The sequence below is a fragment of the Umezawaea sp. Da 62-37 genome, from assembly GCF_032460545.1.
GTDB lineage: Bacteria > Actinomycetota > Actinomycetes > Mycobacteriales > Pseudonocardiaceae > Umezawaea.
Genome location: NZ_CP135965.1, coordinates 5,072,893 through 5,086,201 on the forward strand (window position 1 = coordinate 5,072,893; position 13,309 = coordinate 5,086,201).

The following is a 13,309-nucleotide window of genomic DNA, read 5'->3' on the forward strand; positions in this document are numbered from 1 at the left end:
CGTCACCACGTCTCCGCGAGCCGTCCGGCTCGCGGTCGAGCCGATTCGCGCACTCACGGGCGAATCACCACCCTGTCCACGCCCACTCCGTTGATCAAGTCGTTCGCCGCCTGCTCGGCCGAGGCCTCGTCGGCCCGCCGCGCCACGTGGAACGACAGGATCTGCATCTCGACCGCCAGGTCGACCTTGCGCACCTCGACGTCGTCCGGGACCTGGAGGACGACGGGTGCGAAGTTCAGGATGCACTGCACGCCTGCGGATACCAAACGGTCGCAGACCGCCTGCGCGGCCTGGGGCGGTGTCGCGATGACCCCTATCGACACCTCGCGCTCGACGCAGACCGCCGTGATGTCGTCGATGTGGTTGACCGGTATGCCACCCACGGGCACCCCGGTCAGGTCGTCGTCGACGTCGAAGAGCGCGGCGACCGGGAAGCCGCGGCTCTGGAACCCGCCGTAGTTGGCGAGGGCGTGACCAAGATTACCGATGCCGACCACCGCGACGCTGTGCTTGCGGGTCAGGCCGAGGATGCGCTCCACGTGGCTGACGAGCACCTCGACGTCGTAGCCGACGCCCCTGGTGCCGTACGAGCCGACGTACGAGAGGTCCTTGCGGAGCTTCGCCGAGTTGACCCCGGCGGCCGCGGACAGCTCCTCGCTGGAGATCGTCGTCACACCCTGGTCGACCATGCCGGAGAGCACCCGCAGGTACACCGCGAGGCGGGCGACGGCGGCCTCCGGGATGGCGCGGGCGCGTTCGCGGACGACGACCTCGTCCTGCTCCGGGACGACCGGAGCCCCTTGGGCGGCGGACGTCCCCGGGGTGGTGGTCACGACCTCGTCACCCTCGCCCCGCTGAGCCACCACGCTGGAACTCCTCACCCACGAAAGCGGACGCACGGACCCGTCGGCATCGGGCGGGGAAACCGCTCCGGCATCTGACGGTGTGACTTCACCACCGTACCGCTTGTGAAGGTATGCACAAAGTCGGCGATCTCCGCCGCGCCGCCGCTCGCCCGCTGGTCACAGCCCGTGACCTGCGGATCGGACCACGGATCGGGTGACTTCCCCCGTTCCACCGACGAGGCTCGGGTCACCTCCACCGATTCAGTTCCGGAGCATTCGTCCCATGTTCGGTCGAATTCGCCGTTCTCGCGCGATTCGCATTACCACTGGTATAGCAGGCCCGCATGACGAACGCCCGGTCGCGGAATTGCGACGACCGGGCGGGACAACGACGAAGCGGTACCGCGGGGCGCATTCCTCTCGCCCTGCGGTACCGCTTCGTGGAAAAGCTCCGGAATTACGCGGCCGGCGGGGTGAGCACCTGGCCGATGACGAACACGGTCGCGTTCTTGGTGGGGACGTTGCCGCACAGCACCGGCGCGCCGTTCACGGTCATCGTGTCACCGGAACCGGCGATGGTCAGCTTCTGGCCGGTGAGGGAGTCGACCGTGCCGGCGGCCTCGAGGCCCTTGGCGTCGTAGCGCTTGCCGACGACGTGGTACTGCAGGATCTTGCCCAGGGTCGCCGGGTCGGCGGCCAGCTCGGCGAACTTGGCGTCGCCCAGCGCGGCGAACGCCGGGTCGGCCGGGGCGAAGACGGTGATGGCGGGCTGCGAGTTCAGCGTGTCGCCCAGGTTCGCGGCGGTGACGGCGGCCACGAGCTTCGTGAGCAGCGGGTTGTTGCTGGCCGCGGTGGCGACCGGGTCGGACACCATGCCCTGGAGCGACCCCTTGTTGGCCGGGTCCTGCGGCACCGAGGCGCAGCCGGGGCCGAACACGTCGGTGGTCTGGGTGACGCCGTCACCGGCCGCCGCGGCGGCGGCGGAGGACGAGGTGGGAGCGGCTGCGGCACTGGTGGTGGTCGCGGCACCGGCGGTGGACGAGCTACCGGAGGAGGCGGTGTCGCTGCTGCCGCAGGCCGCGATCGACAGGGTGGCGGCGGCGATCGCACCGACGATGGCGAGCTGGGTCTTCCTCACGCGGATCACTCCTTGTTGATTTTCTGATTCGCTAGTCATGAGGATGTTCGACCAGGTTCGCGATCCGGTTCGACTTTCACTCGTACGAGTTATTTTTCTACCGTGAAGAAGGCTGAATGCCACCCGGTGGCGCCATCGGGGATGGGTGCCACCCTCGCCTGGGGCTGCGCGAATCCCGATTTGTCGGTGGCGCGGCACTCGACCGTGTGACCGCCCACGGGCAGGTCCAGCTCGGCCTTCCACATCCGCCACGTGCTGCCGCCGACGTCGGCGGCCAGGGTGGCGTCCTGCCACGGCCCGCCGTCGGTCCGCACCTCGACCTTCGCGACGCCGGTCGGCTGGGCCCACGCGACCCCCGAAACGGTCGTCTTCCCACTGCTGCGGACCCGGCTCAGCCCCTTCGGGGAGTCGATCCGGGACATGGTCTTGATCGGGCCGAGCCTGCCCCAGCCGCGGTCGATCCAGTACGACTGCTTGGCGTCGAACGTGGTCAGCTCCAGGTCGACGAGCCACTTGGTCGCCGAGATGTAGCCGTACAGGCCGGGCACGATCATCCGCACCGGGAACCCGTGCTCGACCGGCAGCGGCTCGCCGTTCATGCCGAGCGCGAGCATCGCGCCCCTGTCCTCCTCCATGACCACGTCCACCGGGGTGCCCGCGGTCCACCCGTCCGAACTGGTGCCGAACAGCTGGTCCGCGCCGGACTTCACCCCGGCCTCCATCAGCACGTCGCGCAGCAGCACGCCGGTGAAGTTCGAGGTCGACACGTAGGGCCCGCCGACCTCGTTGGACACGCAGGTCATGGTGATCGTGCGCTCCACCAGGTCGCGGGAGCGCAGGTCGTCGTAGCTCAGGGTGATCTCGCGGTCGACCATGCCGTGGATCCGCAGCTTCCAGTCCTCGGCGCGCAGCCGCGGCACGCTCAGGGCGGTGTCCACGCGGTAGAAGTCGGCGTTCGGCGTGATGAAGCTCGGCGTCCCCTGGTTCGCGAAGTCCGCGCCCGCCGGGATCGGCGCCGCGGGCGTCGTGGGCTTGATCGCCCCGACCGCGCTGCGCGACCCCTCGACGTCGATCCGGTTGCCCAGGAACTGGCCGACCAGACCGGCCAGGCCCGCGCCGACGGCCGTCGCGCCGAGCGCGATCAGGAACGTGCGCCTGCCCTCCGGCGACGGGTCGCCCCGCCGGGCCAGCGCCGTCCGGTGCAGCCAGCGGAACACCGCGATGCCCGCCACCAGGCTGGCGATCGGCGCCAGCACGCTGAGCTGCCCCGAATCCGGCCTGGCCAGCACCGCGGCCACCCCCAGCAGCCCCAGCGCCCCGGCCAGGATCGACCCCGGCAGCGGACTGCGCCGCGACAGCAGCCCCGCCACCACCGCGGCCCCCAGCAGCACCAGCGCCATGCCGCCGAGCAGCACGAGCTTGTCGTAGGTGCCGAACGTGCGGACCGCGAAGTCCTTCAGCTGGAGCGGCGTGAGGTCGATGGCGGTGTTGCCGACCGCCAGGAACGGCGACGCCGACGGACCCACGAACCCGGCGACGAGGTGTCCGGCGGTGAGGGCCGCGGCCACCGCCAGCACGCCGATGAGCGCCGCGACCGGGGCGGCGAGGCGGGGCGGCTTCGGTGCGGGCTGAGCGGAAGGGTCCATGCTGCACATTCGACGCCCACCGGCCGCCGGTTCGCCCACCGGGGCCGGAGCGGTAAGCAGACGGTAATCATCCGGGCACCGGTGATCAGCTCGGGCCCGTTCGCCGGGATCAGGCCAGCGCGGCCCGGAGGCGCGGTTCCTCGACCTCCCAGTACCCGTGCTCCTCGCCGTCGACCAGGATCACCGGGACCCGGTCGCCGTACTCGGCGCGCAGTTCCCGGTCGGCGTCGACGTCCTCGGTGGACCAGGGCACGCCCAGGTCGCCGCAGATCCGCTCGACGTCGGCCCTGGCCTGCTCGCACGCGTGGCAGTCCACACGGGTCATCAGCGTCACGTGGTGGCTCACCCGACCATCGTCCCCGACCCGCCGCGGGGCGGGGCGGCGGGCTCAGGCCTGCGGGATCCGCAGCCGCGAGCGGGCGAGCTTGCCGGTAGCCGAGTGCGGCAGCTCGTCGGCGAACTCGACCGCGGTCGGCACCTTGAACTTCGCCAGCCGGGCCGCGCAGTGCTGCCGCACGGTGTCGGCGTCGAGTTCGGCGCCCTCCTTGAGCACGACGACGGCCTTCACGGACTCGCCGGTGCGGTCGTCCGGGACGCCGACGGCGGCGGCCTCGGCGACCTGGTCGAGTTCGCCGAGCACCTTCTCGACCTCGTGCGGGTACACGTTGAAGCCGTTGACGATGATCAGGTCGCCCGCGCGGTCGACCAGGTGGAGGTCGCCGTCGGCGTCGAGGTAGCCGACGTCGCCGGTGCGGAACCAGCCCTGGGCGTCGGGGCCGTGGTCGCCGTCGGGCCAGTAGCCGCTGAAGAGGTTGGCGCCCCTGACCGAGACCAGGCCGGTGCCGGGTTCGTCCTCGTCCTGGTCGAGGACCCCGCCGTCGGTGTCGACGAGGCGGAGTTCGACGCCGGGGAGCGGGCGGCCGACGGAGCCGGGCTTCGGGAAGCCGCCGACGAGGGTCGAGGTGAGGACGGGGCCGGTCTCGGTGAGGCCGTAGCCCTCGTGGACGGGGAGGCCCACCGCGGTGCGCATGGCGTCCAGCACGCCCGCGGCGAGCGGGGCCGCGCCGGAGGTGAACAGGCGGACGGTCGAGAGGCTGTCGCCGAGGCGGTCGGCGGGCAGCGCGAGGATCGCCCGGTACATCGGCGGCACGCCGACGACCGTGGTGATCCGGTGTTCGCGCACGGCCGTGACGGCGGCCTCGGCGTCGAAGCGCTCCAGCAGCACGGCCGTCGCGCCCGCGCCCGCGACCTGGAACAGGCCGGGACCGAGGCCGTAGACGTGGAAGAGGGGCAGCGCCAGCAGGACGCGGTCGCCCGCGGTCACCGGGGCGGGGCGCAGGGCGGCGCACTGGCCGACGTTCGCGATCAGGGCGCGGTGGGTGAGCATCGCGCCGCGCGGCACCCCGGAGGTGCCGGAGGTGTAGCCGAGCACGGCGAGGTCCTCGTCGCCGCCGATCGGGGTGAACCCGAGTTCGTCCTCGACCACCAGGGCGGGCGGGCCCATCACGGTGATGTCCGCGCCACCCGGGTCGCCGACGAGCAGGCGGGCGCCGCTGTCGGAGACCAGGCGTTCGAGTTCCCGCAGCGGCTGGCCGGGGCCCGCGGGCACGACGACGCCGCCCGCGCGCAGGATCCCGAACACCGCGACGCAGAACTCCGGCCCCGTGGGCAGCCTCACGACGACCCGGTCACCGGGCGCGACACCGGCGTCGACCAGCACGCGGGCCTGCGCGTTCACCGCGGTGTCCACCTGCCGCCAGGTGAGCTTCGCCCCGCTCGTCGCGTCGATCAACGCGACGTGCTGCGGCCCGCGCAGCGCGGAGGCGCTGACCAGGTCGGCGACGTTGCGGGCAGACTCGGTCAAGGTGACCTCCTGATGAACACTCCCGGACCTCGCAGCAGTCTGTCACGCGTGGCCCCGGTCATGTAGGCATGGCTCACACGTCGCGCAACCGTGACGGCCCGACGCTACCTACTAAGGAGTAACCAGACGTATGCTCTCGCCACGGCGAACCTGTGGAGGAGCCGCTACCCGATGATCTCAAGGGGGCGCGCGAACGACGTCCGGACGCCGCGGACGTCGGGTTCGACGCGGAGCGCAGGAGGGTGGTCCACCACGGCCGAGGAGTCCGACGCGGCGCGGTCGCCGTGGGACCTGGTCCGTGCCGCCCAGGAGGGCGACACGGACTCCTTCGGCGTGCTCTACGACCGGTACGTGGACGTCGTCTTCCGGTACGTCCTGTTCCGCGTCGGCGACCGGAACCTGGCCGAGGACGTCACGAGCGAGACGTTCCTGCGGGCGCTGCGCAGCATCGGCTCGGTCAGCTACCAGGGCCGCGACGTCGGCGCGTGGTTCGTCACGATCGCGCGCAACATCGTCTACGACCACGTGAAGTCGAGCCGCTACCGGCTGGAGATCACCACCGCGGAGCTGGCGGACAACCGCGAGGTCGCGAGCGGTCCCGAGCAGGAGGTCCTGACCGACGCGACCAACGCGGAGCTGCTCAAGTGCGTCGGCCAGCTCGGCGAGGACCAGCGGGAGTGCGTCACGCTGAGGTTCATCCAGGGCTTGTCGGTGGCCGAGACGGCCGCCAGGATGGGGCGCAACGAAGGCGCGATCAAGGCCCTGCAGCACCGCGCCGTGCGGCGGCTGGCCACGCTGCTGCCGTCCTGGTTGCGGTGATCACGATCGCAAAGCGCCGGTGCGCGTAACCCCCGCACACCTCCTTTCGTTGTTCGGGTCGGGTCGTCCGTCAAGTCGAGTTGGTGCGGGATGGTGGGCAGAGGTATCACGCCGTTGGGGCGTCGCAGGCAGCACGAGCGGTTCGCCCGTGCCGTCGAGGCGCGCCCGGACGACGTCGACGCCGAGCTCGCCGACGAGCTGGCCGTCGTCGACCTGCTGCGCGCCGCGGCCGCCGGGAGCGGTCCCGACGCGGCGGCGCGGGAGCGGATGCGGGCGCGGGTCCTCGGCGCCGAACGGCCGACCGCGCCGGTCGTGCTCCTGCCGAAGCAGCGGCGGTCGAGCGCGCGGGGTCGGTTGGCGGTCGCCGCGGCGGCCGCGCTCTGCCTGGTGCTGTCGCTGGCCGGGATGAGCCTGCTGCTCAGCCGGGACGCGCTGCCCGGCGACGCCCTGTACGGGATGAAGCGGACCGCCGAGTCGGCCTCGCTCGGGTTCACCTTCGGCGACGAGTCGAAGGCGCTGAAGCGGCTGGAGTTCGCCGCCGCGCGGCTGGTCGAGATGGAGACGCTCGCGGACAAGTACGACGACCAGGCCCCGCTGGGCGGGTTCCTCGGCGCGCTGGCGGACTTCGACGCCGACGCGGCCGCCGGTGCCCGCGAGCTGGCGACTGTCGGCGCGAACTCCGACGAGCGCGTGCTGGCGACGTTGGCCGACTGGTCCGGGTCCCAGGCCGAGCGGCTGGCGGCGCTGGAGCCCCGGCTGCCCGAGCCCGCCGTGACCCGATCGGCTACTTCGCTGGACCTGCTGTCCAGGATCGGTCAGCGGGCCGCGGAGCTGCGGGCCAGGACGAACTGCTCGCCGGTCACCACCGGCGCGTCGGACGACATCGGGCCGCTGCCCGCGACCACGCCCTGCGCGCCGCCGCCCACCACGCAGGGTTCCGCCCCGCCCCGGCAGCCGTCGATCCTGGTCAGCGAGCCGCGGGCGACCGTTCCGTCGGTGCAGGCCCCACCCGCGTCGGCGCCGGTTCCCGGTACCCCGACCACCGGTGCGGCGTCGGGCACGCCGCAGATCCTGCCGGACCTGCCGATCACGTCGGTGCTGCCGACCGTGCCCGCCAGTGGGCTGCCCACGCTCGTGATCCCGCTGCCCGTGCCGCTCTCCGGCCTGCCCGGCATCCGGTTCGGAACCTGATCGCTACCCTGGTGGCGGAGCTCGCAGGTTGACCAGGAGGCGCTGGCTGTGTCGTGGAGGCGGGTAGAGAGCTCGGCGGACCGTGAAAAGGCGGCCGCCGAGGCCGGAGAGGCCTCCGCGAAAGCGGCGCTGGCCTTCGCACTGCCGATGGACGATCCGGCGGAACCGTCCACGGACCTCACCGCCGCCGCGTTCTTCGACGTCGACAACACCATGATGATGGGCGCGTCGATGTTCCACTTCGCGCGCGGACTGGCGGCACGGGACTACTTCAACACCTCGGACCTCGCGGGGTTCGTGTGGCAGCAGCTGAAGTTCCGCGTGGGCGGCCGGGAGGACCCGCAGAGCGTCAAGGCGATGCGCGAGCAGGCGTTGTCGTTCGTGGCGGGCCGGAGCGTGGCGGAACTGGTCTCCCTCGGCGAGGAGATCTACGACGAGCTGATGGTGGACCGGATCTGGACCGGGACGCAGGCGCTGGCGCAGAAGCACATCGACGCGGGTCAGCGGGTGTGGCTGGTCACCGCCACCCCGGTGGAGCTCGCGCAGATCATCGCCCGGCGGCTGGGCCTGACCGGGGCGCTGGGGACCGTGGCCGAGTCGCAGGACTCGATCTACACCGGCAGGCTCGTCGGGGACCTGCTGCACGGCAAGGCCAAGGCGCAGGCCGTCCGGGCGCTCGCCGCCAAGGAGGGCCTGAACCTGCGGCGGTGCACCGCCTACTCCGACTCCGCCAACGACGTGCCGATGCTGTCCGTGGTGGGCAACGCGGTGGCCGTGAACCCGGACTCCGGGCTGCGGGAGACCGCCCGCCGTCGCGGGTGGGAGGTGCGGGACTTCCGGACCGGGCGCAAGGCCGCGAAGATCGGCGTGCCGTCGGTGCTGGGCGCGGGCGCGCTGGCCGGCGCGGTGGCCGTCGGCATGGCCTATCGGCGCCGGCACGCCTGAGCCGGGCGAACGGGCGGCGCCCGTCCGCCCGACGTGCCGTCAGCGGCCGACGGTGAGCACGACCTTGCCGAACTGCGCGCCCGACTCCAGGTACCGGTGGGCCTCGGCGAACTCGGTCAGGTCGAAGGTGCGGTCGACGACCGGCGTGAACGCGCCGTCGTCGAGGCCGGCTTGCACGAACTCGACCGCGCGGCGACGGCGCTCGACGTCGTAGGTCACCGGGAACAGCGTGTAGAGGCCGAGGTCGATGCCCGGAATCGTCGGCAGCCCCCGTGAGAGGTCGTTGCGCGGGTCCAGCAGGCCGTATGCGAGCAGCCGCCCACCGGGGGCCACGGTGCCGGCGGCCTCGGCGAGCCCCGGCCCGCCGACCGGGTCCATCGCCGTGGTCACGCCCCGGCCGCCGGTGATCTCGCGAACCCGCCCCACGAGGTCCTCCTCGCCGGTGACGACGACGTGCGCGGCGCCGGCGTCGAGCAGCCGCTGCTTCTTCGCGGGCGTCCGGGTGGTCGCGATCGGGACGGCGCCGATGCTGTTCGCCACCTGGATGGCGGCCAGGCCGACCCCGCCGGTGGCGGCGATCAGCAGCACGTGGTCGCCCTTCGCCACGGGGTCGCCCTCGACGAGCGCGCCGTACGCGCTGACGTAGGCCATCCACGTGGCCGCCGCGGTGACGGGGTCCGCCGTGCGGGGCACGAGGGAGCCAGCGGGCACGACGACGTGGTCGCCGTAGGTGCCGTGGTCGGTGAGCTTGAACGCGGGCAGGACGGCGACGAGGTCGCCCACCACCGCCTCGGTGACACCCTGGCCGATCGCCTCCACGACGCCCGCGGCCTCGTACCCGAGCCCGGAGGGCAGCGTCGGCGGGTAGAAGTAGCGGCCTTCGCGGAACATCACGTCCGCCCGGTTGACGCCGATCGCGTCCACCCTGATGACGACCTCGCCCGCGCCGGGCCCGCGCACCGGCGCCTCGCGCAGGCGGAGCACCTCCGGGCCGCCGGTGGTGTCGAAGTGGATCTGTCGAGCCATGGTTCTCCCCTGATCTGCTGGGTGGTCCGGTGCGGCGGGTCGGGCGGGTCAGCCGAGGAAGCGGTTGACCTCGTGCGCGAACTCCGCCGGGTACTGGTGCAGGAAGCCGTGGTCCGCGTCGGGGTAGATCCGCAGCGTCGCGTTCGGCAGGTGCCCGGCCAGCAGGTAGCTGTTCTCCGTGGGCGTCATCACGTCGCGGTCGCCGTTGGCGACGAGCACCGGCTGGGTGATGGCCGCCAGCCTGCCGAGCCTGGTGATGTCCGGGACGCCCCACGCGCTGATGGCGAGCATCTGCGCCTCCCTGGTGGCCAGGTCGGTCGGCTCGTCGCGGTCCTCCTGGCGGGCGAAGACGCGGCCGAGGGACTCCATCCCCCTGGTCCGGCTCTTCTGGCTGGCGGTGTAGAAGAGGCCGAGGAACTCCTCGGCGCCCGGCTCGTCGGTCATCACGGCGTCCAGCACCGGCCCGGCGAACGGGTGGAACCCCCGCCCGCCCTGCGGCGCGGTGCCCGCCAGCACGATCCGGCGGACCTGGTGGGAACGGATCAGCGCGATCTCCTGCGCGACGAAACCGCCGAGGGAGAAGCCGAACAGGTCGTAGCCCGACAGCCCGGCGGCGTCGACGAAGGCGAGGGCGCCGACGGCCATCCCGTGGACGGTGGTGGGTACCGCGCCGGTCGACCCGCCGACCCCGACGTTGTCGAGCAGGACGACCTCGCGCTCGGCGGCGATGGCGTCGACCAGGGCGGGGTCCCAGTTGTCGAGGTTCCCGCGGAGGTGCTGGAGGAACAGCACCGGCGGTGCCGGGGTCGTGGCGTCGCCGAAGCGGCGGTAGGCGTAGGTCACGCCGCCGGGCGCGGACAGCGTCCGGTTCGGGGCGGTGAGCTGCGTGTGGGTCATCGGCACTCCTGGACGAGCGGAAACGGGCGTGGCGAACTGCCGCGACGGGCGTTGCGCCCATGCGGCCCGAGGCTTCGGATTCGCGGCTACGAGCACCGGGGAAACAGATCTGTTTCCCTTGGCGGCATCACGATACACAGATCTGTTTCCTCACCCGACCGGGGGGACACAGATCTGTTTCCCCATGTCCGGTCAGCGGGTTAGGGTGGACGCATGACCACTGAGGCTCAGGCGCTGGACGGGGTGCGCGAGCGCGTGCTCACGGCCGCCTGCGAGCTGTTCGCCAGCCGCGGCATCACCAGCACGGGGGTCGACCTCGTGTCGGAGGTGGCGGGTGTCTCCAAGCGCAGCCTCTACCAGCGCTTCCCCAGCAAGGACCACCTGATCGCGGCCTACCTGCCGCGCGCGACCGACCGCTTCCTGGACGGCCTGATCCCCGGCGAGGACAGCGGACTGTCGGCCGCCGGGAACATCCTGGAGGTCTTCGCCGCCACGCAGCGCAAGTCGCACGAGCCCGACTTCCGCGGCTGCCCGGTGCTCAACACCACCGCCGAGATCGCCGACGTCGGGCACCCGGTGCGCGGCATCGCGATCTCGTACAAGGACAGGCTCCAGGGCTACTTCCGGGCGATGGCCGAAGCCGCGGGCGCGACCGACCCCGATCTGCTGGCCGAGCAGCTCTCCATGGTCTTCGACGGCGCCATGTCCTACGGCTCGGTCCGCGACCAGCCGCTGCCCGACAGCGTCCACGCCACCGCCCGCACCCTCCTGGCGGCCCAGGGCGTCGAACTGCCGTAGGGGTCCGGCCTACCCCAGGAAGACGTTGCGGCGTTGCGTCAGCAGGCGGTAGAGCGTCTGCTGGATCGTCTCCCGCACCTGGTCGGTGAGGTTGAAGACCAGCATCGGGTCGTCCGCCGCGTGGTCGCCGAAGCCGTCGGTGTGGATCGGCTCGCCGAACTCGATGTACCACTTCGACGGCAGCGGGATCGCGCCCAGCGGGCCCAGCAGCGGGAACGTCGGCGTCACCGGGAAGTAGGGGAAGCCGAAGAGGCGGGCGAGCGCCTTGACGTCGCCGATCATCGGGTAGATCTCCTCGGCGCCGACGATCGAGACCGGGATGATCGGGACGCCGGTGTTCAGCGCCGCCGAGACGAACCCGCCCCGGCCGAAGCGCTGGAGCTTGTAGCGGTCCTTGAAGGGCTTGCCGATGCCCTTGAAGCCCTCCGGCCACACGCCCACCAGCTCGCCCGAGCGCAGCAGGCGTTCGGCGTCGGGGTTGCAGGCCAGGGTCTGACCGGACTTCCTGGCCAGCGCGCCCAGCACCGGCGTCTTGAAGACCAGGTCGGCGCCGAGCATCCGGAGGTGCCGCCTGGCGGGGTGCTCGGAGTGGACGGCGAAGGCGGTCATCGTCGCGTCGAGCGGGAGCGTGCCGGAGTGGTTGGCGACCAGGAGGGCGCCGCCCTCGGCGGGGATGTTGTGGACGCCGATGGTCTCCACCCGGAACCACTTCTCGTACAACGGCTTCAGCGGGGGCATCAGGACGTTGTCGGTCAGGTCGGCGTCGAAGCCGAACTCGTCGACGTGGTAGTCGCCCGCCATGCGCCTGCGGACGAAGTCGAGGAGGCCGCCGAGGCGCCCCTCCCACTCGGTGGGCTCCGGCTCGGGGGCGACGCTGAGCGGTGGTTCCCCCTGCGACGGGGGCGGCGGGACCGGACGCGGTCCGCGCGGTCCGGTCGGGGACTGGCCGTTCCGGTCAGCACCGTGCAACGGGATCACGCGTGCTCCTGCCACGGGGTCCATCTCCTCTGGTCTGTGGTGCTAGCGGAGCCTGGCGGCGGCGTCGAGGAGCCCCCGCTCGACCGCCTCCACCCGCTCCGGGGCGATGAGGGGCCGCAGATCGCGCCCGCTCACGTAGTCGTCGAAGGCCTGCCGCGTGGTCCAGCGCGGCGTGAAGCCGAACTCGCTCCTGAGCAGGCCCGTGTCGACCACCCGGCCCCAGTTGAGGAACCTCATCTGGTCGGGCGAGAAGTCGACGAGCCGGGCGCTGCGGAAGAAGCGCCCGACGCTCGGCACGGCGGCGCTGGGCACCGGCAGGGTCAGCCTGCCCGCGCGGCGGATCGCCTGCGAGAGGAGCAGCACGCCCTCGCCGCCCGCGTTGAACACGCCGGGCAGGTCGTGCATGGCCGCGCGCTCCAGGATCGCCAGCGCGTCCTCGGAGTGCAGCAGCTGGACGCGCGCGTCGTAACCCATCACCGTCGGCACGACGGGCAGGGCGAAGTACCTGGTGAGCACGGTGTCGATGCGCGGGCCGATGAAGTTCGTGAACCGGAGCGTGGTGACGTCCACGTCCGGCCTGCGGCGCGAGAAGCCGCGGACGTAGCCCTCGACCTCCACGGCGTCCTTGGCGTAGCCGCTGGAGGGCAGTTCCTTGGGGCTCATGCCCTCGGTGAAGACCGCGGGGTCGCGGGCGCTCGACCCGTAGACGGCGCTGGTCGACTTCACGACGAGCTTGCGCACGTGCGGCGACTTCTGGCACGCGGCCAGCAGCTGCATCGTGCCGATGACGTTCATCTCCTTCATGACCGTCCGGCCCGTCGGACCGGCCGGGTTGGCCGTGACCGACGCGTGCACCACGGTGTCCACGCCCGCCGTGGCGATCACCTTGGCGATCAGCGGGTTGCGGATGTCCGCGCGCACGAACTCCGCCCGCCCCATGCGGCGCAGCAGGTCGCGCGGTGGCGGTTCGGTGTCGACGCCGAGCACGCGCTCGATGTCGGGGTTGGCGGCGAACCGCGCGGCGAGGTTGCCGCCGAGGAAGCGGCTCACTCCGGTGACGAGAACGACCTTGGGCGCCATGCGACTCCATGTCCAGGTGCTGCAATTGGCCGATGCTACAAGGCCTCCGAGGTGGCGGCGCCCTCCCGGAGCGCCGCCTTGA

Annotated in this window: 13 protein-coding genes; 4 read left to right on the forward strand and 9 right to left on the reverse strand. The window is 72.1% G+C overall.

Annotated elements, in window-relative coordinates; translation table 11 throughout:
• Nucleotides 1-53: 53 nt before the first annotated feature.
• The 5 genes from RM788_RS23010 to RM788_RS23030 form a co-directional block, all read right to left on the reverse strand.
• Entirely contained in the window at nucleotides 54-866 is an 813-nt protein-coding gene (locus tag RM788_RS23010; RefSeq protein WP_315933810.1) for a redox-sensing transcriptional repressor Rex, read from the reverse strand.
• A 436-nt stretch (nucleotides 867-1,302) separates the two neighbouring features.
• Nucleotides 1,303-1,983 (reverse strand): fasciclin domain-containing protein, encoded by a 681-nt coding sequence (locus tag RM788_RS23015; RefSeq protein ID WP_315933811.1) that lies wholly within the window; start codon nucleotides 1,981-1,983, stop codon nucleotides 1,303-1,305.
• Nucleotides 1,984-2,072: 89 nt separating this feature from the next.
• The gene (locus RM788_RS23020) at nucleotides 2,073-3,629 is read right to left on the reverse strand and encodes a molybdopterin-dependent oxidoreductase (protein WP_315933812.1); all 1,557 of its coding nucleotides are present in this window, start codon (nucleotides 3,627-3,629) and stop codon (nucleotides 2,073-2,075) included.
• 109 nt (nucleotides 3,630-3,738) lie between these two features.
• A complete protein-coding gene (locus RM788_RS23025; RefSeq protein ID WP_315933813.1) occupies nucleotides 3,739-3,975 on the reverse strand; it encodes a glutaredoxin family protein in 237 nt (78 codons plus the stop codon).
• Between the two features lie 42 nt (nucleotides 3,976-4,017).
• Nucleotides 4,018-5,493: an AMP-binding protein gene (locus tag RM788_RS23030; protein ID WP_315933814.1), complete on the reverse strand. Its 1,476-nt coding sequence runs from the start codon at nucleotides 5,491-5,493 to the stop codon at nucleotides 4,018-4,020.
• Nucleotides 5,494-5,664: 171 nt separating this feature from the next.
• Here RM788_RS23030 and RM788_RS23035 point away from each other — a divergent pair, with 171 nt between their 5' ends.
• From RM788_RS23035 to RM788_RS23045, 3 genes are all read left to right on the forward strand, one after another.
• Nucleotides 5,665-6,312, forward strand: coding sequence for a sigma-70 family RNA polymerase sigma factor (locus tag RM788_RS23035; RefSeq protein WP_315933816.1), 648 nt, complete (start codon nucleotides 5,665-5,667; stop codon nucleotides 6,310-6,312).
• Between the two features lie 90 nt (nucleotides 6,313-6,402).
• On the forward strand, nucleotides 6,403-7,503 hold the full coding sequence (locus RM788_RS23040; RefSeq protein WP_315933817.1) for a DUF5667 domain-containing protein: 1,101 nt from the start codon (nucleotides 6,403-6,405) through the stop codon (nucleotides 7,501-7,503).
• A 48-nt stretch (nucleotides 7,504-7,551) separates the two neighbouring features.
• The gene (locus RM788_RS23045; protein ID WP_315933818.1) at nucleotides 7,552-8,448 is read left to right on the forward strand and encodes an HAD family hydrolase; all 897 of its coding nucleotides are present in this window, start codon (nucleotides 7,552-7,554) and stop codon (nucleotides 8,446-8,448) included.
• Nucleotides 8,449-8,487: 39 nt separating this feature from the next.
• On the opposite strand, the gene RM788_RS23050 is transcribed toward RM788_RS23045, so the two are convergent.
• Together RM788_RS23050 and RM788_RS23055 are read right to left on the reverse strand one after the other, a co-directional pair.
• Complete coding sequence (locus RM788_RS23050) at nucleotides 8,488-9,474, reverse strand: zinc-dependent alcohol dehydrogenase family protein (RefSeq protein ID WP_315933819.1); 987 nt, start codon at nucleotides 9,472-9,474, stop codon at nucleotides 8,488-8,490.
• Nucleotides 9,475-9,522: 48 nt separating this feature from the next.
• Nucleotides 9,523-10,371, reverse strand: coding sequence for an alpha/beta fold hydrolase (locus RM788_RS23055; RefSeq protein ID WP_315933820.1), 849 nt, complete (start codon nucleotides 10,369-10,371; stop codon nucleotides 9,523-9,525).
• A gap of 213 nt (nucleotides 10,372-10,584) precedes the next feature.
• Here RM788_RS23055 and RM788_RS23060 point away from each other — a divergent pair, with 213 nt between their 5' ends.
• Nucleotides 10,585-11,169, forward strand: a complete 585-nt coding sequence (locus RM788_RS23060) for a TetR/AcrR family transcriptional regulator (protein WP_315933821.1) — start codon at nucleotides 10,585-10,587, stop codon at nucleotides 11,167-11,169.
• Nucleotides 11,170-11,178: 9 nt separating this feature from the next.
• Here the strand turns inward: RM788_RS23060 and RM788_RS23065 are convergent, their stop codons facing one another.
• Complete coding sequence (locus tag RM788_RS23065) at nucleotides 11,179-12,171, reverse strand: lysophospholipid acyltransferase family protein (protein WP_315933822.1); 993 nt, start codon at nucleotides 12,169-12,171, stop codon at nucleotides 11,179-11,181.
• An 18-nt stretch (nucleotides 12,172-12,189) separates the two neighbouring features.
• Nucleotides 12,190-13,227: an NAD-dependent epimerase/dehydratase family protein gene (locus RM788_RS23070; protein ID WP_315933823.1), complete on the reverse strand. Its 1,038-nt coding sequence runs from the start codon at nucleotides 13,225-13,227 to the stop codon at nucleotides 12,190-12,192.
• Nucleotides 13,228-13,309 lie beyond the last annotated feature (82 nt).

What these genes read in the sequence shown, in the direction of transcription:
- RM788_RS23050 (WP_315933819.1), bottom strand. Translation starts at nt 9,474, where the DNA reads ATGGCTCGACAGATCCACTTCGACACCACCGGCGGCCCGGAGGTGCTC.
- RM788_RS23065 (WP_315933822.1), bottom strand. Translation starts at nt 12,171, where the DNA reads ATGGACCCCGTGGCAGGAGCACGCGTGATCCCGTTGCACGGTGCTGAC.
- RM788_RS23070 (WP_315933823.1), bottom strand. Translation starts at nt 13,227, where the DNA reads ATGGCGCCCAAGGTCGTTCTCGTCACCGGAGTGAGCCGCTTCCTCGGC.
- RM788_RS23055 (WP_315933820.1), bottom strand. Translation starts at nt 10,371, where the DNA reads ATGACCCACACGCAGCTCACCGCCCCGAACCGGACGCTGTCCGCGCCC.
- RM788_RS23060 (WP_315933821.1), top strand. Translation starts at nt 10,585, where the DNA reads ATGACCACTGAGGCTCAGGCGCTGGACGGGGTGCGCGAGCGCGTGCTC.
- RM788_RS23020 (WP_315933812.1), bottom strand. Translation starts at nt 3,629, where the DNA reads ATGGACCCTTCCGCTCAGCCCGCACCGAAGCCGCCCCGCCTCGCCGCC.
- RM788_RS23040 (WP_315933817.1), top strand. Translation starts at nt 6,403, where the DNA reads ATGGTGGGCAGAGGTATCACGCCGTTGGGGCGTCGCAGGCAGCACGAG.
- RM788_RS23035 (WP_315933816.1), top strand. Translation starts at nt 5,665, where the DNA reads ATGATCTCAAGGGGGCGCGCGAACGACGTCCGGACGCCGCGGACGTCG.